Genomic DNA, 24,820 nt, shown 5'->3' on the forward strand with positions numbered 1-24,820 from the left:
TGTAGTGACGGGAGTATTTGAAACTTACACAGAAGAGGCTGGACAGACATTTTATTATTGCAGGCTGAGAGATGCAGAATATCAACTGATATCGGAAGATGATCAGTAGAATATAAACAGCATAATGTTATGTAGAATCCGGGCAGATTAAAATGTCCGGATTTTATTTGTACAAGTGGTGAGTTAGGATCGTGCCAGCGAAAAAAGTTTGTCGAATGGTGGGTTAACTTGAGAAAATATGGCAAAATGTCGCAAGTATATTAAAAAACATTAAAAATAGCTAAAAAATGATAAAATTACCTAAAAAATAGTTTGATATATTATGAAAACTGTGCTAATTTTGAATAAAGGTAAATATTCAGCCGTGCAGGATAAGAACAGCGGATTCGACATGCTTGCATGTAAGAATCAGGTGTTCTTATCCTGTGGTGACTCGAATAGAGTCACCGCCCCATACAGTGAGCAAAATAGCTGCGCAGCAGCGAAAGAGCACGGGAACCGTGCGGTTTTGCGAATGTATGGTCGGCTGAATACATTAAAATACATAGAAGGGAAGCGATGAAGTGAAAGAGAAATACAGAGATGTGCAGAAACTTACGGATAATCCGTTCCTCAATCTTTATCATATAGATGCGGTTGACACAGATGGAAAAGACTTCAATTATTACTTTGCTTCAAGGAACAAAGAAAACAATATAAAGCTGAAGACCCATGATGTAAGACCGGAGGGCATAGTCATATATGGCGTGACGACTGAGAATGAGCCAAAGCTTGTACTCATAAAGCAGTACAGATATCCTCTTGATGCGTACATATATGAGCTTCCTGCGGGACTTGTGGATGGAGATGAGACTCCTGCACAGGCGGCGGTCAGAGAGATGAAGGAAGAGACTGGGCTTTCCCTTGAAGTATATGAGGGCGGGGCAGAGCTCTATAGAAGACCGTTCTATATGGGACCGGGATTTACAGATGAGATGAGCTGCGCAGTATTTGGCACGGTGACAGGAACACCAAATCTTGACAGCAAGGAGAGTACAGAGGACATTCAGGTCATACTGGCAGACCGCGCTGAGGTCAGGAGAATCTTGACAGAGGAACAGGTATCCCTCAGGGGAGCATACCTCATGACACATTTTCTCTCGGATGGAGATCCGCTGGGATTCCTTAAAAGTTAGAAGACGTCGAATAAAAGGAGAAGTTTAAAATGAGTTACAGAGACACATATGATTTTTGGATGACAGATGATTATTTCGATGATGACACAAAGAAAGAACTTGCAGCTATAGCTGGCGATGACGCCGAGATCGAAGACAGATTCTACCGTGATCTCGTATTTGGAACCGGTGGACTACGTGGGGTTATCGGGGCCGGAACAAACAGAATGAATTTCTACACTGTTCGTAAGGCAACACAGGGACTTGCAAACTTTATAGTAAAGCAGAATGCCCAGGAGAAGGGCGTAGCAATAGCGTATGATTCAAGAAAGTATTCACCGGAGTTTGCCGCTGAGGCTGCTCTCTGCCTATGTGCAAATGGAATCAAGGCTTATCTTTTTGAGTCGCTCAGACCTACACCGGAGCTTTCGTATGCAGTCAGAAAACTTGGATGCACAGCCGGCATCGTTATAACAGCAAGTCACAACCCACCTGAGTACAATGGTTATAAGGTGTACTGGGAGGATGGCGCACAGATCACGGCGCCAAAAGACAGAGAGATCATTGCAGAAGTCAAGGCTGTGACAGATTTCCACGCAGTAAAGACTATGGATAGGCGAGAAGCCTTAGATAAGGGGCTTCTTACCATCATAGGTGCAGAGATAGATGACGCATATATGGAGGAACTCAAGAAGCAGATCATCCATCCGGAGATCATCAAGGAACAGTCGGAGAATATCAAAATCGTGTACACACCGTTCCACGGAACAGGTCTTGTGCCTGTAAAGAGAGTTCTGTCCGAGCTTGGTTTCAAGAACGTATACATTGTTCCCGAGCAGGAGCTTCCAGATCCCGAGTTCACAACACTTGAGTATCCAAATCCGGAGGATCCAAAGGCATTTGAGCTTGCACTTAAACTGGCAAAGGAGAAAAATGCGGACATCGTTCTTGCGACAGACCCGGATGCCGACCGTCTTGGAATATACGCGCTCGATACAAAGACTGGCAGATACATGCCATTTACAGGAAATATGTCGGGACTTATAATCGCCGAGTATCAGTTCAGAGAGAGAGCAAAATGCGGTCTTATGCCGAAAAATCCGGCGATGGTCAAGACTATTGTAACTACAAATATGGCTGACCCTTTGGCGGCAGATTACAATGTAAATCTCATCGAGGTTCTCACAGGCTTTAAGTTCATCGGTGAACAGATAAAATTCTTCGAGCAGAATAACTCATACAATTTTGTGATGGGTATGGAGGAGAGCTACGGATGCCTGGTTGGAACATATGCCAGAGACAAGGATGCTCCGGTTGCGGTTATGTGTCTCTGCGAGGCTGCTGCATACTGCAAGAGCCAGGGAATCACTCTGTGGGATCACATGCTCGATCTCTATGAGAAGTACGGATACTATAAGGAAGGTCTCTACACAATAACACTCAAGGGTGTTACGGGAGCAGAGAAGATAAGAAGGATCATGTCTTCACTTAGATCAGAGTCCATCACTCAGATAGATACACTCAAGGTTCTCAAGGTTCGTGATTACGAGAAGAATACTATCACAGATCTTGCCACAGGAGTAGTAACAGAGTCAGGACTTCCACAGTCCAACGTTCTCTACTATGACCTTGAGGATGGCGCGTGGGCATGCGTACGTCCATCAGGTACGGAGCCAAAGATCAAACTATATTACGGAATCAAGGGAACAAGCCTTGAGGATGCCGATGCAAAGCTTGAGTCTCTTCAGGCTGCACTTGTTGAGAAGCTCAATAAGCTTGCAGAATAATTGGCGGAGTAATTTGCTGGGTAATTGATAACGATAAAATTATCGCAGAGAGCGGTGTTTTTCTGGAAAAAGATACAAAATTCTCCTCGGACAGCACAAAAAGGCTGTCTGGGGAGAATTTTTTGCGTTGCGCAATAAAGTGATATAAAACGCAAGATTAAATATTGAAATTAAAAACGCATTAATCTAATATTTAATTAAGTAAAATTAGCTAAAAAAGAACTAAACAAAATATGCGAAAACAAGCTGGTCAGACAGTGTTTTGCGACAAAAACGGCATATGACAAGCATAAAACAAGCATAAGACAAGAGAGTGTGCGTTGAATATACATCGGTATAACAGGGATTAGTAGTTTGGAAAAAAGGGGGATCTAAGTATGGATGCAGAACAGAAATATGAGATGTGGCTTGGCAGTGACCAGGTTGACGAGTACACAAAGAAAGAGCTTATCAGTATCAGAGATAATGCAGAAGAGATTGAGGACAGATTCTATACAAATCTGGAATTTGGAACAGGCGGACTTCGAGGCGTGATGGGAGCGGGAACAAACCGCATGAACATATATACAGTCCGCATGGCGACACAGGGAATAGCAAATTATCTGGCAAAGCTCGGAATATCAGAGCCGTCGGCAGCTATAGCATTTGACAACAGAAACAATGCATCGCTGTATGCGCTTGAAACTGCTCTCTGCCTGTGTGCAAATGGTGTGAAGGTGTATCTGTTTGATGCACTCCGCCCGACACCGGAGCTTTCATTTGCGGTCAGATATCTGCACTGTAATATCGGCGTGAATATAACGGCAAGCCACAATCCAAAGGAGTACAACGGATATAAGGTTTACTGGGATGACGGAGCCCAGATCGTATCTCCACAGGATAAGGAGATCATTGCAGAGGTCAACAATATAGAAGATTTCTCCATGGTTAAGACTATGGACAAGGACGCTGCAATAGATGCAGGACTGTTGAATGTGATCGGTCAGGAGATCGATGACGCATATATAGGAGAGCTTCACAAGCTTGTCATGAATCCGGAGGAGATTCAGAAGGCGGGAGATCTGAAGATCGTATATTCTCCGCTCCACGGAACAGGCCTTAAGCCTGTTACAAGAGTTCTCAGCGAGCTTGGTTTCAAGGATGTACATGTCGTTGAGGAGCAGGCTGTTCAGGATGGTAATTTCCCAACTGTAAAGTCCCCAAATCCTGAGGGCGCAGAGGCGTATGCCCTGAGTCTTGAGCTGGCGAAGAAGGTCGGCGGCGAGCTTATACTTGTCACAGATCCTGATGCGGACAGACTTGGGATGTATGGATATGACAGCAAGAATAATGAATATAAAGAATTTACGGGCAATATGTTCGGTGCGATCCTTTGTGATTACGTGCTGATGCAGAGATCCCGGAGCGGAAGACTGCCTGAGAATCCGGCGATTGTAACTACGGTTGTTATCACCAATATGGTCAAGGAGATATGTAAGAAGTACGACACCTTCTGTGACTGCAACAACCTGATCGGATTTAAGAATATAGCATCGAGAATGAGAGCTTACGAGCAGACAGGTGAACACAATTATGTGTTCGGGCTTGAGGATACATTTGGCTGTCTGCCTGGCACATATGCAAGGGACAAGGACTCGGTTGGAACGCTGATGCTTCTCTGTGAGGCTGCGGCATACTACAAGAACCGTGGAATGACTCTGTGGGACAGAATGGTTGAGCTATGGCAGGAATATGGATTCTACAAGGAGAAGGTTCAGACTATGAAGTTTGACGGACGTGAGGGCGCTGCAAAGATACAGTCTATGATTCAGACTTTGAGAGATAATCCGGTCCGGAAGGTCGGCGCTTACAGTGTGGAGAAGATCTACGACTACAAGCTTGGAACAGAGACAGACGCCGCAACAGGCAAATCCGAAGCGGCAGTTCTTCCAAAGTCCAACATGATATATTACCAGCTTGCGGATGGCGCGTGGTTCCTTGTGAGACCTTCAGGCACAGAACCGAAGATCAAGTTCTACCTCGGGGTAAAGGGAAGCTCTCAGGAGGATGCGGCAGAGCAGCTTGACGAGCTTGCAGCAAATGTGAAGGCGATGTTCTCGTAAAACGGGATGATTGGTAAGAAACGAAATAGCTGGCAAATAAATGTCAGCAGAAAATAGGTTCGAAGATCGCGGTCGCGACTAAAAATAATTACAAGGTGGAGGCAAAAAAGATGGGTTACATGGACGAATACAAGTTCTGGCTTGAGTCAGACTGCTTTGATGAGAAGACCAAGGAAGAGCTTAGAAGTATCGCAGATGATGACAAAGAGATCCAGGACAGATTCTACAAGAATCTGAAATTTGGAACCGGCGGAATGCGCGGAATCATGGGTGCTGGAACCAACAGAATGAATATATATACAGTTACAAAGGCTACACAGGGCCTTGCTGAATACATACTTGAGGTTGGCCCTGAGGCTGCTAAGAGAGGTGTAGTAATTGCACATGACTGTCGAAATATGTCAGCAGAGTTCACGGAGGCATCAGCTCTGTGTCTCAACGCAAATGGTATAAAGACTTATGTGTTTGATGCACTCCGCCCTACACCTGAGCTTTCATTTGCAGTGAGAGAGCTTGGATGTATAGCCGGAATCGTGGTGACAGCAAGCCACAATCCACCTGAGTACAACGGCTATAAGGTGTACTGGGAGGACGGCAGCCAGATCGTATCCCCTCAGGATCAGGATATCCTGAAGCATGTGGCGGATGTTGAGAGATACGAGGATGTCAAGACCATGGACAAGGACAAGGCGGTTGCAGACGGTCTGTTCTGTATGGTTCCTGCAAGCGTAGATGAGAACTACTATCAGGCGCTCATAAAGCAGACTATCCACGGCGACATCATTCCGAAGGTTGCAGACGATATCAAGATAGTATACACACCACTTCACGGAACAGGGAATGTACCTGTAAGAGAAGTGCTCAAGAGACTTGGCTTCAAGCACGTATATGTTGTAGAGGAGCAGACTGTTCCTGACGGAGACTTCAGTACAGTCAAGTCACCAAATCCGGAGGAACCATCAGCATTTGCCATGGGAATAGAACTGGCAAAGAAGGTTGATGCGGACGTTATCATGGCCACAGATCCTGATGCAGACAGACTTGGAATATACGTCAAGGACAGCACGGGAATCTGGAAGGACACGGAATTTGCAGATGATCCTGCATATCCATATGTCCGATTCAATGCCAATATGACAGGTGCCCTGATAGCAGAATATGTATGCCGCGAGCAGAAGGCAGTCGGCAAGCTGCCGGCAAACGGAGCTATCTGTAACACGGTTGTCAGCACCAATCTTACAAAGGCGATAGCAGAGAATTACAACCTGAAATATATAGAGACACTCACCGGATTCAAGTACATAGGTGAGCAGATACTTCTTTTTGAGAAGAACAACACATACAAGTTCATCTTCGGAATGGAGGAGAGCTTTGGATGTTTGGTAGGAGACTACACTCGTGACAAGGACGCCTGCGCAGCCGTTGTCATTTTATGTGAAATAGCAGCGTTTTATAAGCTGCAGGGAGAAACCATCTGTAATGCCATGGAAGAGGTTTACCGCAAATATGGCTATTACTTTGAAGGTGCGTTTGGGATAACTCTAAAGGGTGTAGATGGTGCAGCACAGATTAAGGAGATGATGGAGAACTTCAGAAACCATCCACTTACGACCTTTGCAGGTATCAAAGTTACCGGCATGAGAGACTATGTGAGCGGAATCCGCAAGCCGCTTGATGGTGAGGAGGAGAATATGGGCCTTCCAAAGTCGAACGTGCTGTACTATGAGCTGGAAAATAATGCGTGGTTCGCGGTTAGGCCTTCCGGAAACGAACCAAAGATCAAATTCTACTTTGGCGTGAATGAAAACAGCCTAAAAAATGCCATGTCAAAGATAGACGAGATGAAAGCATGTGTGCAGGAGCTTGTTAAATAAATAGTCACAAAATATGGCAGAATTTACTGCCGAAAAATAAAAACATTCCTTCCATATACTACAAAATTTAACATACAAATGCACTTTCCAGCCAATGCGCTGAACAAGAGGGATCTCGGCTTTGAGGCTGAGGTCCCTTTTGTAAAAGTAAAATATAGTTAAAAATGCTAAAAATCTGTTCAAAAATTAACTAAAAAATGCTACAATGTATAAAGTAACTGCGGTGTGCGGTAAACGCGGATAGGAGTAGTATAGGAGATCATATGCCAGAAATAGAAAAAGAAAAAGAAATAGAAAAAGAAATAGAAAAGAAAAATGTAAAAAGTATCGCTGGACATATCATAGATGAGAAAACCGATGAAAAAGAGAAGCGAGAGCCGGAGAGCGTTTTGGATGTGGATGAGCATATGTCTGAGAAGCAGAAGCTCAGTCTTATGAACAAACAGCAGAAAAGGGAATACATACTGGAGTATTATGCCCCGAAGGCTCTATTTGCACTTGTTGTTGTTGGCATCGTTGTATTCCTTGTCGTAAAACATTTTACGGCGGAATCTGCTGCGCTCAATATCCTTGCGGTCAACACTACACAACAGGGATCCGCGGCGAATGACAAGGAGTATTATGAGGAATTCCTCCGTGAAAACGGTCTTGATGCGGAGAAGGAATATGTCAGTATAAGTACAGGAATCGGCGTGTCAACTGATCCGAATGATGCCATGAGCCAGGATAGTCTACAGCTTATGCAGAACAAATTCATGGCGAATGCGGTGGACGTGTTCTTTGCCGACACAGACCTTGTCATGAGTTTTGGAGAGTTCGGATATATGCAGGATCTTGATAAGGTGCTGACTGATGAACTGAAAGAAAAGTATAAAGATTCGTTTGTGTATGCAACGGTTATTGAAACGGGTGAGAAGATACCTGTCGGAATAAAGATCGGTGATAATTCTTGGGTGAAGGATACCGGTTGGTATGAAATGGATGCTGCAGTGGGATTTGGTGAGAATGCCAAGAATATGGATCTTGCACTTGAATTTCTTGAATACATAAGCAGAGAGTGATACCCATAAATAAAACGAGGAGACTATAGATACATATGAGCATAAGATATGATGAGACAAACAGAATATTTGAACTTGATACGAGAAACACGAGTTACCGGATCGGAATCGCCGATGAAGAGGGGTTTGTCGGACATATATATTATGGACAGAAGATTCGTCCGCAGAAATGTGATCAGTTTTTGAGAACGTGTGAGGCTCCTTTTGTTCCGTCCAAGAATAACAGGGAGAGATGTTCATTTATGGACACATTTCCGACAGAGTATTCCGGAAATGGAATAGGAGACTACAGGGAGAGTTGTATTGCAGTAAAGACCGCAAATGGCAGCAGAACCGTTGATTTGAAATTTGTGGATTACGATATTGTAAATGGAAAGCCGGGGATTAGTGGCCTTCCGGCATCATTTGCGGGAGAAGAGGAGGTTCAGACTCTCGTTGTCCATATGATGGATGGGGGATGTGGCATTGATGTTGACCTGATATATTCTGTGTTTGAGGATGAGGATGTTATAACCAGAAGTGTGAGTGTGAAAAATGCAGGTGATAAGGATATCAGGCTCACAAAGGTATATTCTGCATGTATAGACATGGATGACGAGGATTTTGAGATGCTCACTCTCCACGGCTCATGGGCCAGGGAGAGACAGATCGAGAGACGCCCGATAGCTTATGGCAAGCAGAGTGTAAGCTCTCTCCGCGGTGAGTCATCCCACCAGGACCATCCGTTTATGGCATGGATGACAAAGGGTACAGATCAGACTACGGGTGATGTATATGGAATGCATTTTGTGTACTCGGGTAACTTCATCGCACAGATAGAGAAATCACAGTTTGATTCCATACGCGCAGTCATGGGCATACATTCAGAGGGATTTGAGTGGTGGCTCACGCCTGGAGAGACATTTACAGCGCCTGAGGTTGTGCTTACATACAGCCATGATGGACTTGGACAGATGACTAGAAATCTTCATGATTTTTACAGATGCCACATGATAAGGAGCAGATATCTTCACAAGAAGAGACCTGTCCTCATCAACAACTGGGAGGCTACATATTTTGACTTTGATACCGATAAGCTCCTTGCGATAGCAAAGAGTGCGGCAGAACATGGAATAGAGATGCTGGTCATGGATGATGGCTGGTTTGGACATAGAAATGATGACGCCACAAGTCTTGGAGACTGGTTTGTAAATGAAAACAAGATCAAGGGCGGTTTGAAACATCTTGTTGATGAGGTGAATAAGCTGGGGCTGAAATTTGGAATATGGATGGAGCCTGAAATGATTTCTCCTGATTCTGAACTTTACAGAAAGCATCCTGACTGGGCGTTTGCGGTTCCGGAGAGAGCGGCTACATTATCGCGAAATCAGTACGTGCTTGATCTCTCGAGAAAAGAAGTTAGAGACTACGTGTATGAATGTGTGCATAACGTGATATCATCCGCAAATATTGAGTATGTTAAGTGGGATATGAACAGACAGCTCACGGATATTGGCAGCGTAGAATTCACCGGAGACAGGCAGGGAGAATTGGCTCACAGGTATGTGCTTGGAGTATATGAGCTGCAAGAGCGCCTTGTTAACGATTTTCCAGATCTTTTGCTTGAGAACTGCTCGGGCGGTGGTGCAAGATTTGACCCTGGCATGCTTTTCTACAGTCCGCAGATATGGTGCTCCGATGACACGGATGCCATAGAGAGACTTTCTATACAGGAGGGAACGGAACTGATATATCCGCTTTCGACCATGGGCGCCCATGTGTCGGATTGCCCTAATCACACAGTTGGAAGGAGTACACCTTTTATGACCAGGGCACATGTGGCTCTGGCGGGAACATTTGGCTATGAGCTCGATATCACAAAAATAAGTGAAGAAGAACGTGCGATGATCCCTGAGCAGGTCTCTATGTATCATAAATATAATGATCTTGTAAGGGAGGGTGATTATTATAGGGTTGCATCGTACAGGGAAAATGGACTGTATGATTGCTGGATGGTTGTTGCAAAGGATAAGAGTGAGGCATTGGTGACTTACGTTCAGGTGCTTGGAAGACCTAATATGCACAGCAGAAAGATAAAACTTTTAGGGCTTTACGCGGCTGCAGATTACAGACTTGATGGCACGGACGAAGTGTATGGGGGAGATCTTCTGATGAATGCCGGGATGCTTGTGGAAGATATGCGTGGGGATTATATGAGCAGACTTTATCACTTTGTGCTTGACAATAGTTTAACTTAAAATAAAATAAAATTAAGTTGTTTAACCACGTAAAATTTAAGTGAGAAGGACTAGTTATGGCAAAATCAGTAAAATTAGGAGACATAGCTGCCATTGTTGGCGTGAGTACCGTGACGGTCTCAAAAGCACTTTCAGATCAGAAGGGTGTAAGCGAGGAACTCAGAGCACAGATCAAACAGTTGGCAGATGAGATGGGATATCAGTCACCATCTGAGATCAGAAAGAAGACGGCAAAGAAAAAGTATAATATTGGTGTTCTCATTCAAGAGATATACCTTGGAAAGTATCCATCGTTCTATTGGCAGTTATATCAGGTGCTTAACAAAAAGGCGGTGACAAGAGGCTGCTTTACTATGCTGGAGTTTGTTACTAGAGATAGTGTATTGAACGCTGATATGCCTATGCTCTTGGAGGATGACAAGGTTGATGGAATAGTTGTTGTAGGTTCCATGGGTAAGGAATACCTGGAAAAGCTGGAGAAGACAGCCAAGGTTCCTATAGAATATGTGGATTACTATGACAATTCGAGGCCGATAGACACGGTTATAGCAAACAGTTTCTATGGAAGCTATATGCTGACTAATTATCTGCATGATATGGGACATAGAGATATTGCATATGTTGGCACGATAGGTTCAACGAACAGTATAACTGACAGATATCTGGGTTATGTAAAATCATTGCTGGAGCATGGTATTCCGCTCAGAGAAGACTGGGTTATTCCGGACAGAGATGTGAAGACGGGGCAGTTTGACGAGGAGAACTGCTTCAAACTTCCGGGGAATATGCCTACAGCGTTTGTGTGCAACTGTGACCTTGCGGCAGCTACGCTCATAAAGATACTCAATGCTGTGGGCTACAGAGTTCCTGAGGATGTGTCCGTTGTGGGGTTTGATAATTACTTGTATCCTGGAACCTGCGATATAGGCGTGACCACATACGAGATCAATATGCAGGAGATGGCAGAGAGAACCCTGCATAAGATTATAAAAAAGATATCCAACGAAAAATATACTGATGGCATATTTGTCGTGGATGGACGAATCGTGATAAAGGATAGCGTTGCCAGAATAGAACGATAATAAAACTACATATCAATTGTAATGCAAATCGGAAATAGACACCGGTGCAGCCTGCTTGAAAGACAGCGGAGTTGTACCGGTGTCTTTTTTGAACAGATTTATAAAATGGTTTGTGTTCTCGATTCCAACCTGGGATCCGACCTCGTGGACGGACAGATCTGTTGTGAGAAGGAGCCTTTTGGCAGCATCGATCCTGCGACTGTTGAGATAGCGCATAGGTGATTCACCGAAGTGAAATGAAAATTCTCTGCATATCCTGTATCTGCTGATCCTGTAAGTTGCCTCGAGGTCATCAAGCGACAGCGGTTCGGCGTAGTTTTTATCCATCTGATTCTTTACCGATAAAAGGTAAGAAGGCACACAATCCATCTTCTTGGATGAGTTTTCAATAAATACACATAATTCGGTCAGGATATCATTGAACCATTTGGAAATTCTGAAAATATCGGTGGCAGACAACTCCCCTTGGAGTCTGCTTATCAGTGAAAGATGGCTCCAGAGTACAGAGGCTCCGGCAGAGTCCTTTTTATAATATATGGATTCGGGGAGAAACTCGTGATACAGGCGAAGCGGAGCTCCGAGGATGAATGCCTCGTAGAAACGACACTTGCCGTTCGTGGCGTATGTTATTTCTGATCCTGCCTCAAAAAGTGCGGCTGTATTCTTGGAATATGATGATTTGCTGCTGCCTGATGTTACTGTAAGAGTTCCTTCATATATATAGAAGAAATGGTAACACGGGATGAAAGAGAAGGTATAACTGCATGAATAAGCAAAAGAATTATCGCCGCTGGCAAGAAGATGAATCAGGCCATCGTTAATCATTGATTCTTCATATGTAAAGAACGCACTGTGGAATCTTGCGTTGTCAATATCTTTCTGAATATTGTAACCTGACAGTACAGTGCAGGAAATTAATTCTTTAGCTAACATGTAAACCACCTCCTATCCATAATAATACAATTATTAAACAATCATCACAAGCTAAAAGCGATATAAATTAGTGACTAATTAGCTAAAAAAACAATAAAATACTAATTAAAGATAAAAACGTATGGATAAAATGTCTATTTGATATTGAAAAAAGGCAACCGTAATGGTAAAATTAACGAAAAATACAAGATATGGTGATTAATAACAAGTATGAGTGATGACTAAAAAATAAATTAATGTATACTTAATATAAAGTTAAAAACAAAGAAGGTTTTAAGGAGGACAAAACTATGAAATCAAAGCGTATTGCATGTATCGCAATGGCTGGTCTTATGGCAGCATCACTTGCAGGTTGTGGAGGCTCAGACAGCGATAACAAGGACACAGCAGAGGCAACAAAGGCTACCACAGAGGCAGCAGGAAGTGATTCAGCAGATGACACAACAGCTGATGCTGAGGGAATCAAGTCATATGCAGACATCCAGTTAGGAACAGACTTCACAGATCTTTCAGCGGAGATCAAGTTCTACAACAACAGAACTGATATGGACTCAGATGACTACGGCGGAAAGAACTGGAAGCAGTATCTTGAGGACTTCAACAAGGAGTATCCAAATATCAAGGTTGATGTTATCACAGATACAAACTATGCAGAAGATGCTCTTACACATCTTCAGTCAGGAAACTACGAGACAGTAATGTGTATCCCGGCAGTTGACATGGCAGACCTTTCAACATATTTCATGTCATTTGGCGATTATGATACAATGAGCAGTCTTGTAAATTACTCAAACAGATGGCTGTATCAGGGTCAGGTATATGGTGTACCTCTTGCAGCTACAACACAGGGTATCGTATACAACAAGAAAGTATTTGCTGATGCAGGTGTGACAGACGTACCTAAGACACCAGAGGAGTTCATCGCGGCACTCAAGGCAATCAAGGATAAGAATCCGGATTGTATTCCACTTTACACAAACTATGCAGCAGGCTGGACAATGGGAGCCTGGGATGATTATATCGCGATCACAGCAACAGGCGATGCTACATACAAGAACCAGAAGTTAGCCCATACAAAGGATCCATTCAAGAACTATGGCGACGATACACATGCTTATGCAGTATATAAGATCCTTTACGATGCAGTATCACAGGGACTTACAGAGGATGATTACTCAACAACAGATTGGGAGTCATGTAAGGGAATGATCAACAACGGCGAGATCGGATGTATGGTGCTTGGTTCATGGGCATACCCACAGATGGAAGCAGGCGGACCTAACGCAGACGATATAGGATACATTCCTTTCCCTATCTCAGTAAATGGTAAGCAGTACGCTTCATCAGGTGCAGATTACTGCTACGGTATCAACGTAAACGCTTCAGATGATGAGAAACAGGCAGCTCTTGTATTTGTTAAGTGGATGACAGAGAAGTCAGGATATGCTTACAACGAGGATTCACTTGCAATTGTTCCTGGTTCAGAGTCAAAGATCTCATTCGACGGTGTTGACTTCGTTGCAGACGAGGCAGCTCTTGAGGGCGAGGAGGATTACCTCAACCAGCTCAACTCAGAGTCAGAGCTTAACGTAAGCAATGGTGGTAACGACAAGATCCAGGCCATCATCGAGCATGCTGCAAACGGCGACATGTCATTCGACGATATCATGGCTGAGTGGAACCAGAAGTGGTCAGATGCTCAGGAGTCATTAGGAATCGAAGTTACTGAGAAGTAATAAAGATTTCAATATAAATAAGTAAGAATAAGCTACAGATCGGGGCGGGATTGCCCGCCTCGGTTTATTTTGAGAAAAATGTCATCAAACGAGTATTTGATGACAGGCTACCAGCAGTGTAGCTCATGATTATAAAAAAGGCGGTGGAATGAGTATGGCTAACAAAAAACAATCCGGCTTTGGTAAATGGGCGTCAAGCAGGAAGGGGCAGCAGGTTATAATATGCGCAGCCTTCGCAATTATCCCATTGCTTTTGCTATTAGTATTTACATATATACCATTCGGAGAGATGGTTAAATTTAGTTTCTACAAGATGAAATATACGACGCCTGTAGAAAAGAGAGAATTCGTAGGATTAGCAAATTATATCGATGTGTTCACAAGAAAAGACTGTTTCGGTGCATTAAAGCTCAGTTTGTATTACATCGTAGGAGCACTTGTACAGTTAGTGCTTGCACTTTTCCTTGCAACTCTTCTGAGTTTCAGAGTAAAAGGTGGTAACCTTTTCAAGGGATTTATTTTCTTCCCTTATCTTATCAGTGGTATCGCTGTAGGTTTCATTTTCAAATTCTTCTTCACAAGAGGATTCGTGTTTGACTCAATCCTTCAGTTGTGTGGATTTAGCTTAGACAACCTTCCATACTGGCTCAAAGACCAGAGTGTCAACAACTGGACACTGGTTTCAACCTCGGTCTGGAGATACCTTGGACAGATGATGGTTCTCTTCATTGGAGCTATCATGTCGGTAGATGCAGAACTTTATGAGGCGGCAGAGCTTGATGGTGCAAATAAATTCCAGCAGTTTAGATATATCATACTGCCAAGTATCAAGACAATCGTTACATTAAATGTAATTTTAGCAATAACAGGATCACTCAGTGCTTTCGAGCAGCCTTTCGTTATCACAACAGGTGCAAACGGAACAGGTACTTACTTCATCATCATGAACAAGATAGCACATACAAGCCAGAAAGTCGGTCTTGCTTCAGCAATGGCCGTTGTACTTCTCCTTATCATACTTATATGTGCTGCGCTTCAGAAACTGTTCTTTGAGTACATATTCAAGGATTCAAGCTCAGATGATGAGAGTTATAAGGCAAAGAAGCTCCGCAAGAAACAGGAGAGAGATACCAAGAAATACGTGAAGCAGATGGCTGCTTCTGCGAAGGGAGGCAAGTAACATGGCAAGAGGAAAGACAGATGTGCCAAGCATAGCACCAATAAAAGAAAAACGAACCGTTGGATATTATGTAAGAGGTTTCCTCAAGTACTTTGTACTCATATTCTTCTCGCTGTGTGCGGTTGTACCTCTTATATCATGTGTTACAACAGCCTTCAAGACAACAGATGAGTATAAGGCTACTTCAGTAATGGAACTTCCTGAAAGCTTTCTGAACTTCAGCAACTTTGTAAAGGCATTCACGACTGCCAACATGGGACGTGCGTTCATCAATTCAGTCATAGTTATGATATGTGTACTCCTTGTGTCAGTAGTAATAGGAACACAGCTTGCATATGTGCTTAACAGATTCAAGTTCCCGGGAAACGGCTTTATCAGAACACTTTTCCTTGTGGCATCATTGCTCCCTGCAGTTGCTATGCAGGTTACAGTCTACAACATCATGGGTGATCTGAGATTCATAGATCACTTATATGGTTACATCATCATGAGCTGTGGTACAGATGTTATCTCAATCTACATATTCATTCAGTTCATGGAGAATATATCAGTATCTCTTGATGAGTCAGCTATCGTGGATGGTGCATCATACTGGACTATCTACTGGAAGATCATACTTCCACTTCTTAAGCCAGCTATCGTTACAGCTTGTATATTGAAGGGCGTTGTAATCTACAACGAGTACTATGCTGCAAACCTTTACCTCATAAGCCCGGAGATCAAGACAATGGCTATCTCACTCTACAAGTTCGTAGGACCTATGGGAAGTCAGTACAACCTGATCTGTGCAGGTGTCATCATATCGATCATACCGGCACTTATAGTATTCATCTGTTGTCAGAAACAGATTTACAGTGGTATTACACAGGGTGCTGTAAAGGGTTAATAATTTATTAGAAGAAGAGAGTTCATGAATATGAGAAATGAAATTCAAAAAGAATTAATAGATGCTATCATCCCATTCTGGGAGGCCCTGAGGGATGATGAGTACGGCGGATTTTATGGGTATATGGATTACGACCTCAACCTTGATAAAAAGGCTGAGAAGGGTTGTATTCTTAACAGTAGAATTATCTGGTTCTTCGCAAGTGCGTATAAGGCACTCAAGGACCCGAAGCTTCTAGATGAGGCTGCTCATGGATATGAATTTCTGAAAGAATATTGTATAGACAGGGAATATGGCGGAATATATTGGTCCATGAATTACGATGGTTCACCCAAAGATACGACAAAACACACCTACAATCAGGCATTTAGTATATATGCCTTATCCGCCTATTACGAAGCTTCCGGTGATTCGGAAGCTTTGGACCTGGCCCTGCAGCTTTTCCATACAATAGAAGAGAAATGTACTGATGAAGGTGGCTATCTCGAGGCATTTACAAGAGAGTTCAAGCCAGAGTCAAATGATAAGCTTTCTGAGAATGGTGTTCTCGCAGAGAGAACAATGAACACACTGCTCCATGCACTTGAGGCTTACACAGAACTTTATAAGGTATCCAAGGATTCCAAGGTAAAGGCGCGCCTGGAATGGCTGCTCGATGTATTTGCTGATAAGGTATACAATCCGGAGCTTAAGAGACAGGAAGTGTTCTTTGATAAGGATTATAACTCTCTGATTGATCTGTACTCATACGGACATGACATTGAGACATCATGGCTTCTGGACAGGGCTACCGAGGTGCTTGGAGAGGCAGAGTACACAGAGAAGATCACAAAGATAACAGATATCCTTGCAGAGCAGATATATGAGCTTGCTTTCGATGGACATTCAGTTCTGACAGAATGTGAAAAGGGCGTGCCATACACGGTAAGAGTATGGTGGGTTCAGGCAGAATCAATAGTAGGATTTATAAATGCTTATCAAAAGTCAGGTGATAAGAAGTATTACGAGGCTGCCGAGAAAGTCTGGGAGTACATAAAGGAATACTTTATTGACAAGAGACCAGGATCAGAGTGGTTCTGGGATCTGAATGCAGATGGATCACCAAGAGTCGGACGTCCTATAGTTGAGCCATGGAAGTGTCCATACCACAACGGCAGAATGTGCCTTGAGATTATGAACAGACTCGCTGATGGCAAATAAATAGCATTCAATTGCTTTCAAATTATAAGGAGAATGCCTAAATGATGAATGAGAAATATTATGTAGAGCTTGACAAACTGAACAAGCTTCTTGAGAGAAAGAATAAGAAGACAGATTTCTATAATGGAATCTATGACAGATATGAGTACCCTGTACTCACAAGAGAGATGATACCTCTCACATGGAGATATGACTTAAATCCTGAGACAAATCCATATTTCATTGAGCGTCTCGGCGTTAACGCTGTCATGAACTCAGGTGCTATCTACCTGAACGGCAAGTATTATCTTGTCGCAAGAATAGAGGGAAATGACAGAAAGTCATTCTTCGGCGTAGCTGAGAGTGACAACGGTATCGATGGATTCCGTTTCTGGGATTATCCAATCCTTCTGGACGATGTATGTCCTGAGGAGACAAATGTATATGATATGAGACTGACACAGCACGAGGATGGATGGATCTACGGTGTGTTCTGTTCAGAGAGCAAGGATACAACTGTAAATGACCTCTCAGCAGCAGTTGCAGCAGCAGGTATCGTGAGAACAAAGGATTTAAAGCACTGGGAGCGCCTTGACAACCTCAAGACTCTTCGTTCCCCACAGCAGAGAAATGTTGTACTTCACCCTGAATTTGTGGATGGCAAGTACGCATTCTATACACGTCCAATGGATGATTTCATCGAGACAGGAAGCGGCAGCGGAATAGGATTCGGTCTCTGTGATGATATAGAGCATGCGGTTATAGACGAGGAGAAGATGACAAGTCTTCGTAAGTACCACACTATAACAGAGGCAAAGAACGGTGCAGGTGCACCTCCTATAAAGACAGACAAGGGCTGGATCCACATCGCACATGGTGTGAGAAATACAGCAGCCGGTCTCAGATACGTGCTTTATGCATTTGCGACAGATCTCAATGATCCTTCAAAGGTTATCGCTGAGCCATCAGGAATGCTTATCGGACCTCGCGGCGAGGAGAGAGTCGGCGATGTATCAAACGTTGTATTCACAAATGGCGCCATCGTAAACGAGAACAACGAGGTGTTCATCTATTATGCATCAAGCGATACAAGAATGCATGTTGCAACAACAACAGTTGACAGACTCATTGATTATGTATTCAACACACCTGCTGATCCGGGAAGAAGCGTTGAGTGTGTAGCGCAGAGATGTGAGTTGATCAGGAAGAACCTTGAGTTCCTTAAGAATGCAGACAAGTAAGACAATAAAATGAACTGATCGCCTGACGAAATGGTGTTTGTGCTGAAGTAAGAACTCATTTCGTTCGGGTGAGAGATATAACGTGAAAAATATATATCCGGCGGGAGAGCTGGAAGAAAGAGGTACTTATGTCAGAAGTAAAAATGTTCAGCGAGCCTGTGCCAAACGTGCCATGGCAGGACAGACCGGCAAATGACAATCATGACGCTCCAATCTGGAGATATACAGAGAATCCTATAATAGGAAGAAACCCGGCAAAGGGTGTTGCAAGAATATTCAACAGTGCGGTAGTTCCATTTGAGGGAAAATTTGTCGGAGTATTTAGAGGCGAGCAGGTAAATGGAATTCCATACATCTACCTCGGAGAGAGCGAGGATGCTATCCACTGGAATATCAGCGAGGAGAAGATCAAGTTTGTTGATGAGAACGGTGAAGAGTTCATGCCTATATACGCATATGATCCAAGACTTGTAAAGGTAGAGGATACATACTATGCGATCTGGTGCCAGGATTTCTATGGCGCAGCGATAGGTATAGCAAAGTCAAAGGATCTCAAGACATTTGTGAGAATCGAGAACCCATTCCTTCCATTTAACAGAAATGCAGTTCTCTTCCCAAGAAAGATCAACGGTAATTTCGTGATGCTGTCACGTCCAAGTGACAGTGGACACACACCATTTGGTGATATATTCGTAAGTGAGAGTCCTGATATGGTTTACTGGGGTAAGCACAGACATGTCATGGGCAAGAGCAGCGAGTGGTGGGAGTCACTCAAGATTGGCGGCGGTGCAGCCCCTATCGAGACTTCTGAAGGATGGCTGTTATTCTACCACGGAGTATCAGGAACGTGTAATGGTTATGTATACTCAATCGGTGGAGCAATCCTTGATATCGACAACCCATCGATCGTTAAGTATCGTTGTGAGAACTTCCTTCTCACACCAGAAGAGTGGTACGAGGAGCGTGGATTTGTTCCTAATGTATGCTTCCCATGTGCTACTATTCACGACAGCGAGTCTGGAAAGATCGCCATTTACTACGGTGCAGCTGACAGCTATGTGGGCCTTGCATTCACAAAGCTTGATGAGATCGTAGATTACATCAAGTCGCACAGTGTGGTAACAACTTCTGATACCGAGATCGGTAGAAGATAGTTAGTTATATAGCGTAATGAGCCCCTACTCATACGCGGCAATTGTATTAATTTTTCTCATTTCCCAAGGCGGTGCCCGCCGCCTTCGGGGCCCCTCTTAAAAATAAATGTAATGGCAGGTGATTGCCAAAACTTTTAGACTATGACAGCCTGGCAGTAAGCCAGGCTGAATTTGGTTCTGAGAGCTTTGGCAATCATATGACAGATTTTGGATCTGATAAAAAACGTGTTATATGATTGAAAAAAGATATATTGCGTGGTCGAGACTTGCGCTTTCATAAAAAACTAAAAATAAAAGACTAAAAAGTCGGGAAAAGGACTCTGATGTATAGAAAAAAGGCAACAGATGCAATAAAATAACAGTGACATACATTATCATGGAAATGACGAGTGAAGAAGTCATAATCAATGTAAAAATATGATTCCTTCACCGTCTTATATAGAACAGGCAATTGGGGACAAACAAGAGTATCATACACAATATCTCACAACGTAGATTCTCCAATTGCCGTACGTCAAAAGGAGGAAAATGACAATGAACAAGGAAATACTTTTTTTAAATCCCGTGTTTACGCACAATATCTGGGGCGGTACAAAGCTCAGAGAAGAATACGGATATGATATTGAGGGCGATGATATAGGCGAGTGCTGGGGAGTTGCGGCACATGAGAATGGCAATTGTACAGTGAAAAATGGCGAGTTTGCAGGTCAGACGCTTGCCGACTTATGGGACAGCCACAGAGAGCTGTTTGGTGGCATAGATGGTGTCAGATTCCCACTGCTTATAAAGATAATCGATGCAAAAGATGATCTGAGTATTCAGGTGCATCCGGACGATGCATACGCAGCAGAACATGAGAATGGTTCATTTGGCAAAATGGAGTGCTGGTATATTCTTGACTGCAAGGAAGATTCAACACTTGTAATCGGTCATAATGCAAGGACAAAGGAAGAATTGTGCGATATGATCGAAGGTAAGAAATGGAAGGAGTTTATCAGAGAGATCCCTGTTAAGAAGGGGGATTTCATTCAGATAGATCCTGGTACAGTACACGCGATCAAGGGCGGAATTACACTTCTTGAGACACAGCAGAACAGTGACATCACATACAGAGTTTATGATTATGACAGACTGAGCAATGGAAAGCCTAGAGATCTGCACGTAAAGCAGAGCATAGATGTTATAACAGTTCCTGCAAAGCCGGTTGAGGACAGCGTTATAAGTGTCAAGGCAGATAAGGCAAATGAACTCTGCGAGCTTATAAGCTGTAAGTATTACACAGTATACAAGCTGGATGTTGAGGGAAAGGCAGAGCTGAATGTGGGCGACAAGCCATTCCTTATCATGTCTGTAGTTGCGGGAAGTGGAACAGTGGATGGAAACGCCATAAAGAAGGGTGATCACTTTATCCTGCCAAACGGATACAGCAACCCAGTGTTTGAGGGCAATATGGAGATCGTAGCATCCACAGTCAGCAAGTAAGATCCTGCCTTTGGAAGAGAATGTCAAGGGGGATAGTTATGAAGAGAAAGACGATAGGTGTTCTGGTAGGCGGAATCACGGATGATTTTACGAGGCTGCTTTGCCATGGGGTTATAGAGAGAGCAAAGACACTTGATGTCAATATAGTTGTTATTCCGGGTAAGTTCCTTGACCGGGAATACCCAGAAACGTCAGATATATATTATGAATATCAGTATCAGACACTGTTTTCCTATGCTACAAAGGAGAATCTGGACGGCGTTATTGTTGCATCGAGTTGTATTGGCTGCTTTGCAACCAAGGAGCGTATCAGCGAATTTATGAAAAGATATCTGCAGATGCCGTGCGTGATAGTGGCTGCAGATGAGCCGGATCAGATTTGTGTCAGATATGACAATGGTGCAGGCATAAGAGAAGGACTCAATTACATGATCGAGGAACTTGGTTATACAAGAATAGGCATGATAGGCGGTCCGGACTCCAATTATGATGCAAAGGAGAGAAGGAGAACCTACATTGAGGTGCTTGAGGCTCATGGAATAGAGTTTGATCCGGGACTTTATGTGGAGGGCAATCTTACATCGGAATCAAAAGAGGTTTTCAGAGATATTCTGGACAGAAATCCGGATATGCAGGGAGTGTTCTGTGTGAATGATTCCTGTGCATCTGGTTTTTATGAAGAACTTAAGGCGAGGGGCATTCTGCCGGGAAGAGATATATCAGTCATGGGTTACGATGATATTGAGTGGGCTACACAGATATATCCGACGCTTTCGACTGTGCGTGCAGACGCGGGAAAACTTGGCTCAGAGGCTGTAAATCTTATGGTCAGGCTTATTGATGGCAAGCAGGTTGAGAGTAAGATACTTCCTACTGAGTTTATCAGAAGAGATTCATTCTGTAAAAAAGGCGGATCAAGAAAACGTAGTAAGAATGTCATTGAGGGATATCTCTCAATGAACCATATGCTCTCAGAGCAGTGGGAAGAGCGGAATAAGACTCAGTTCAAGATGAAGACATTTATCCAGAAGGTCTTGAGCTTTGACAGAGGCAACGACAGAAGTTATGGAGAGATTCTTGGCACTATGGACTGGCTGGACATAGAGAATGCATTTATATTCTTATATAAAGAGCCAATAATACATCTGATCGGTGAGCCATTTGAACTGCCTGACCAGTTATATCTCAAGACTAAGGATCTTAAAGAGAAGGTCAGCAGTGTGATCACTGTGAACCAGAAGGTGTCATCATCAAATCTCTATGATTTTGAGAGCCTCGGTGTGGAAGGAGCTGGGATATATGTACTCTTGCCGCTGTATTCCAACGAAATACTCTATGGAGTTCTTCTGTGTGATCTCACGGAAGGAGTTCTGGTAAATGGGGAGTTCCTTGGAAACCAGGTCTCAGCTGCTGTCAAGATGATCAATCTGCTCAAGACGAACGAGGAGATCATGAAGCGTCTTGAGGAGAGTATGGCGATCCTGCAGAAAAACAACATTATGCTTGACAATCTGTCAAAACAGGATCCCCTTACAGGAATCATGAACAGACGAGGTTTCTTTGACAGATCATTACAGCTGCTCAAGGAATGTGAGGAGCAGAAAAGGACGGCTACGGTATTCTACGCTGATATGAACAGTCTCAAGATCATCAATGATAGATATGGACATGATGAGGGTGATTTCTCTCTTAAAACCATAGGAGGTATTCTGATCAAATCTGTAGGCGATAATGGAATCGTAGGCAGAATAGGCGGCGACGAGTATTGCTGTCTTGTACTCGGCCTTAAGGACTCTGACGCTGCAGATGCATTTGCTGAGGAAGTATACAGTTCATTTGAGAAGTTTAATGAGCACTGTGATAAGCCTTATAAAGTGAGTGTATCGCTTGGAAACTGTCAGATCGTAGAATATAACAAGAAAGGTCTTCAGAATGCCATGACTATGGCAGATGAGAAGCTGTATGAGGTGAAGAAGTACAGAAAGAAGGACGTTGTTAAGGTTAAGAATTGATAATTTATATAATAAATAAAAGGTATGATCAGGTTGCGTTGAGTGCAGCTTGATCATACCTTTTGACATTTGAGGATTGCGCGTTGTCATTGTTTTATTCTGAATAAAGACAGTATAATTAGTTATCTCCTGATTTCAGAGCTGAAAGCTCGGCTTTTAACTTAGCAATCTCTGAATCCTTCTCTGCAATCTTTTTATTCATTTCCGCCATCTGCTTTTCCATCTTGGCCTTTTCTTCCTGAAAAACATCCACAAAAGTAATGATCGATTGTTCTACCATATCTGTAACCTCCTCCGTTTCCTCGTACGCGGAATACAGTCTGGTATATAATACCTGGGTGAGTCTGTATAATTGCGCTCCATCTTCAGGTGTTATATTCCCGAGTTCAACGTTCTTATCTATATTTCCCATTATATCGGTTTTGATAAGGCTTTTCAATATTTCGATGTTCTCCGGAGTGCGAGATTTTTGATTCTTGAGCATTTCTCGAAGTTTTAAAAGAAAGAATGGGATTTGGTATGTCAATAGATTTGGGCAAATGCGCTTATAAAGCGAATTCGTGACGCTGAGAGTGGAAAAATGGGCTAAAAATGGGGGGGATTTTACTTTTTGTAAAATTTATGCTCCCAGGAAAAATGTCTAAAATGTATAAATACAGAAAAAATATTTAATAATACTTGTGTGATGCATATTGTGCATGGAGGTGTTGTTGAGATGAAAAGAAACGCGCATGATCAAAATGAAGAGCAGGAAGGAAGACTGGAAGTTGATTCGATGACTCAAGAAGTTGATTCGAAAACTCAAAGTATGGGCGGAGAATCTGACAGGGAGCAAAGAAAGAGTAATCATAGATGGAAACTGGTTTCAGATTCCGGCTGCAGTCTGCTCGTGCCGGATGGACTGGCTGGAATAGATATAGATTATGCTGAGGTTCCGTTTACAATATCTGTTGATAACACAGATTATATAGACGAACCGGGTATAGATATAGAGAAGATGCTTGAGCATATTGCAAATTGCCGGTCAGGCGGAAGAACTAGCTGCCCATCACCCCATGCGTGGCTAGAGGCGTGGGGTGATGCGGAAAATGTTATTGCATTTACGTTGTCAGCTGCATTATCGGGAAGTTACAACAGTGCTATAGCTGCAAGACACATGGCGCTTGAGAAGAATCCCGGCAGGAATATTGCGGTGATAAATACATGCGGAGCCGGAGTATTCCCTGAACAGCTGGCAAACATCATATATGAAGGAATTGAGGACGGGGATTCGTTTGACGTCATAGTAAGCGCCGCTGACAAGGCAGTGAGGGAGATACAGGTGGTGTTTGCACTGGGGAGTCTGGACAACCTGATAAAGGCGGGCAGACTAAATAAGCTTGTGGGGTATGCGGCTCATAGATTCAATATATCCGCAATAGGTGTGGCATCACCTGGTGGACGAATTGAACTCAGACACAAATTCAGAGGTATGAAGAAGATATATGGCAAGCTGATAGACACTCTCCGGGAGACGGGATTTACAGGGGGAGAGCTTGTAATAAGCCACTGTATGAACGAGGACGGAGCAGAGAAACTGGGGCATCTTATCAAGGCTGAATGGCTTGACGCGGATGTGAGCATCGTACCTGCAAGCGGACTGTGCAGCTATTATATGGGAAAAGGTGGGATGATAATAACATATCGTGAGTAGACTGATGTGTGGATAGATCATATAAAA

Annotated in this window: 18 protein-coding genes; 16 read left to right on the forward strand and 2 right to left on the reverse strand. The window is 43.3% G+C overall.

All coding sequences use genetic code 11. From position 1 onward, the window contains the following. The first annotated feature begins 563 nt into the window (after window positions 1-563). From NQ536_RS01695 to NQ536_RS01725, 7 genes are all read left to right on the forward strand, one after another. On the forward strand, window positions 564-1,175 hold the full coding sequence (locus tag NQ536_RS01695; RefSeq protein WP_004851803.1) for an NUDIX hydrolase: 612 nt from the start codon (window positions 564-566) through the stop codon (window positions 1,173-1,175). A 29-nt stretch (window positions 1,176-1,204) separates the two neighbouring features. Next, entirely contained in the window at window positions 1,205-2,941 is a 1,737-nt protein-coding gene (locus tag NQ536_RS01700) for a phospho-sugar mutase (RefSeq protein ID WP_004851802.1), read from the forward strand. A gap of 377 nt (window positions 2,942-3,318) precedes the next feature. Next, the gene (locus NQ536_RS01705; RefSeq protein WP_004851799.1) at window positions 3,319-5,043 is read left to right on the forward strand and encodes a phospho-sugar mutase; all 1,725 of its coding nucleotides are present in this window, start codon (window positions 3,319-3,321) and stop codon (window positions 5,041-5,043) included. A 110-nt stretch (window positions 5,044-5,153) separates the two neighbouring features. Beyond that, the gene (locus tag NQ536_RS01710) at window positions 5,154-6,917 is read left to right on the forward strand and encodes a phospho-sugar mutase (protein WP_044998097.1); all 1,764 of its coding nucleotides are present in this window, start codon (window positions 5,154-5,156) and stop codon (window positions 6,915-6,917) included. Between the two features lie 263 nt (window positions 6,918-7,180). After that, complete coding sequence (locus NQ536_RS01715; protein WP_004851797.1) at window positions 7,181-7,978, forward strand: hypothetical protein; 798 nt, start codon at window positions 7,181-7,183, stop codon at window positions 7,976-7,978. Between the two features lie 35 nt (window positions 7,979-8,013). Continuing rightward, window positions 8,014-10,215 (forward strand): alpha-galactosidase, encoded by a 2,202-nt coding sequence (locus NQ536_RS01720; RefSeq protein WP_004851796.1) that lies wholly within the window; start codon window positions 8,014-8,016, stop codon window positions 10,213-10,215. Between the two features lie 56 nt (window positions 10,216-10,271). Next, window positions 10,272-11,297, forward strand: coding sequence for a LacI family DNA-binding transcriptional regulator (locus tag NQ536_RS01725; protein ID WP_004851794.1), 1,026 nt, complete (start codon window positions 10,272-10,274; stop codon window positions 11,295-11,297). A gap of 12 nt (window positions 11,298-11,309) precedes the next feature. On the opposite strand, the gene NQ536_RS01730 is transcribed toward NQ536_RS01725, so the two are convergent. Next, window positions 11,310-12,230, reverse strand: a complete 921-nt coding sequence (locus NQ536_RS01730; protein WP_004851793.1) for a helix-turn-helix transcriptional regulator — start codon at window positions 12,228-12,230, stop codon at window positions 11,310-11,312. A 290-nt stretch (window positions 12,231-12,520) separates the two neighbouring features. Between NQ536_RS01730 and NQ536_RS01735 the strand changes: the two genes are divergently transcribed. From NQ536_RS01735 to NQ536_RS01770, 8 genes are all read left to right on the forward strand, one after another. Beyond that, window positions 12,521-13,966, forward strand: a complete 1,446-nt coding sequence (locus tag NQ536_RS01735) for an ABC transporter substrate-binding protein (protein ID WP_004851791.1) — start codon at window positions 12,521-12,523, stop codon at window positions 13,964-13,966. A gap of 148 nt (window positions 13,967-14,114) precedes the next feature. Continuing rightward, window positions 14,115-15,146 carry a carbohydrate ABC transporter permease gene (locus tag NQ536_RS01740; protein ID WP_004851789.1) on the forward strand — a complete coding sequence of 344 codons (1,032 nt, stop codon included), beginning with the start codon at window positions 14,115-14,117 and terminating at the stop codon, window positions 15,144-15,146. Window position 15,147: 1 nt separating this feature from the next. Beyond that, a complete protein-coding gene (locus tag NQ536_RS01745; protein WP_004851787.1) occupies window positions 15,148-16,032 on the forward strand; it encodes a carbohydrate ABC transporter permease in 885 nt (294 codons plus the stop codon). Window positions 16,033-16,056: 24 nt separating this feature from the next. Then, entirely contained in the window at window positions 16,057-17,232 is a 1,176-nt protein-coding gene (locus NQ536_RS01750) for an AGE family epimerase/isomerase (RefSeq protein ID WP_004851785.1), read from the forward strand. Window positions 17,233-17,273: 41 nt separating this feature from the next. Continuing rightward, entirely contained in the window at window positions 17,274-18,452 is a 1,179-nt protein-coding gene (locus NQ536_RS01755) for a glycoside hydrolase family 130 protein (RefSeq protein ID WP_004851784.1), read from the forward strand. 128 nt (window positions 18,453-18,580) lie between these two features. Further along, a complete protein-coding gene (locus tag NQ536_RS01760; protein ID WP_004851781.1) occupies window positions 18,581-19,606 on the forward strand; it encodes a glycoside hydrolase family 130 protein in 1,026 nt (341 codons plus the stop codon). 534 nt (window positions 19,607-20,140) lie between these two features. After that, window positions 20,141-21,088, forward strand: coding sequence for a type I phosphomannose isomerase catalytic subunit (locus NQ536_RS01765; protein WP_155803862.1), 948 nt, complete (start codon window positions 20,141-20,143; stop codon window positions 21,086-21,088). A 38-nt stretch (window positions 21,089-21,126) separates the two neighbouring features. Next, on the forward strand, window positions 21,127-23,100 hold the full coding sequence (locus NQ536_RS01770) for a GGDEF domain-containing protein (RefSeq protein ID WP_155803861.1): 1,974 nt from the start codon (window positions 21,127-21,129) through the stop codon (window positions 23,098-23,100). Window positions 23,101-23,218: 118 nt separating this feature from the next. On the opposite strand, the gene NQ536_RS01775 is transcribed toward NQ536_RS01770, so the two are convergent. Beyond that, complete coding sequence (locus NQ536_RS01775; protein WP_155803860.1) at window positions 23,219-23,512, reverse strand: hypothetical protein; 294 nt, start codon at window positions 23,510-23,512, stop codon at window positions 23,219-23,221. 303 nt (window positions 23,513-23,815) lie between these two features. On the opposite strand from NQ536_RS01775, the gene NQ536_RS01780 reads away from it, so the two are divergent. Continuing rightward, on the forward strand, window positions 23,816-24,793 hold the full coding sequence (locus NQ536_RS01780; RefSeq protein ID WP_227909668.1) for a DegV family protein: 978 nt from the start codon (window positions 23,816-23,818) through the stop codon (window positions 24,791-24,793). Window positions 24,794-24,820: the final 27 nt, after the last annotated feature.

Origin of the sequence: Coprococcus eutactus, assembly GCF_025149915.1 — a bacterium.
GTDB lineage: Bacteria > Bacillota > Clostridia > Lachnospirales > Lachnospiraceae > Coprococcus > Coprococcus eutactus.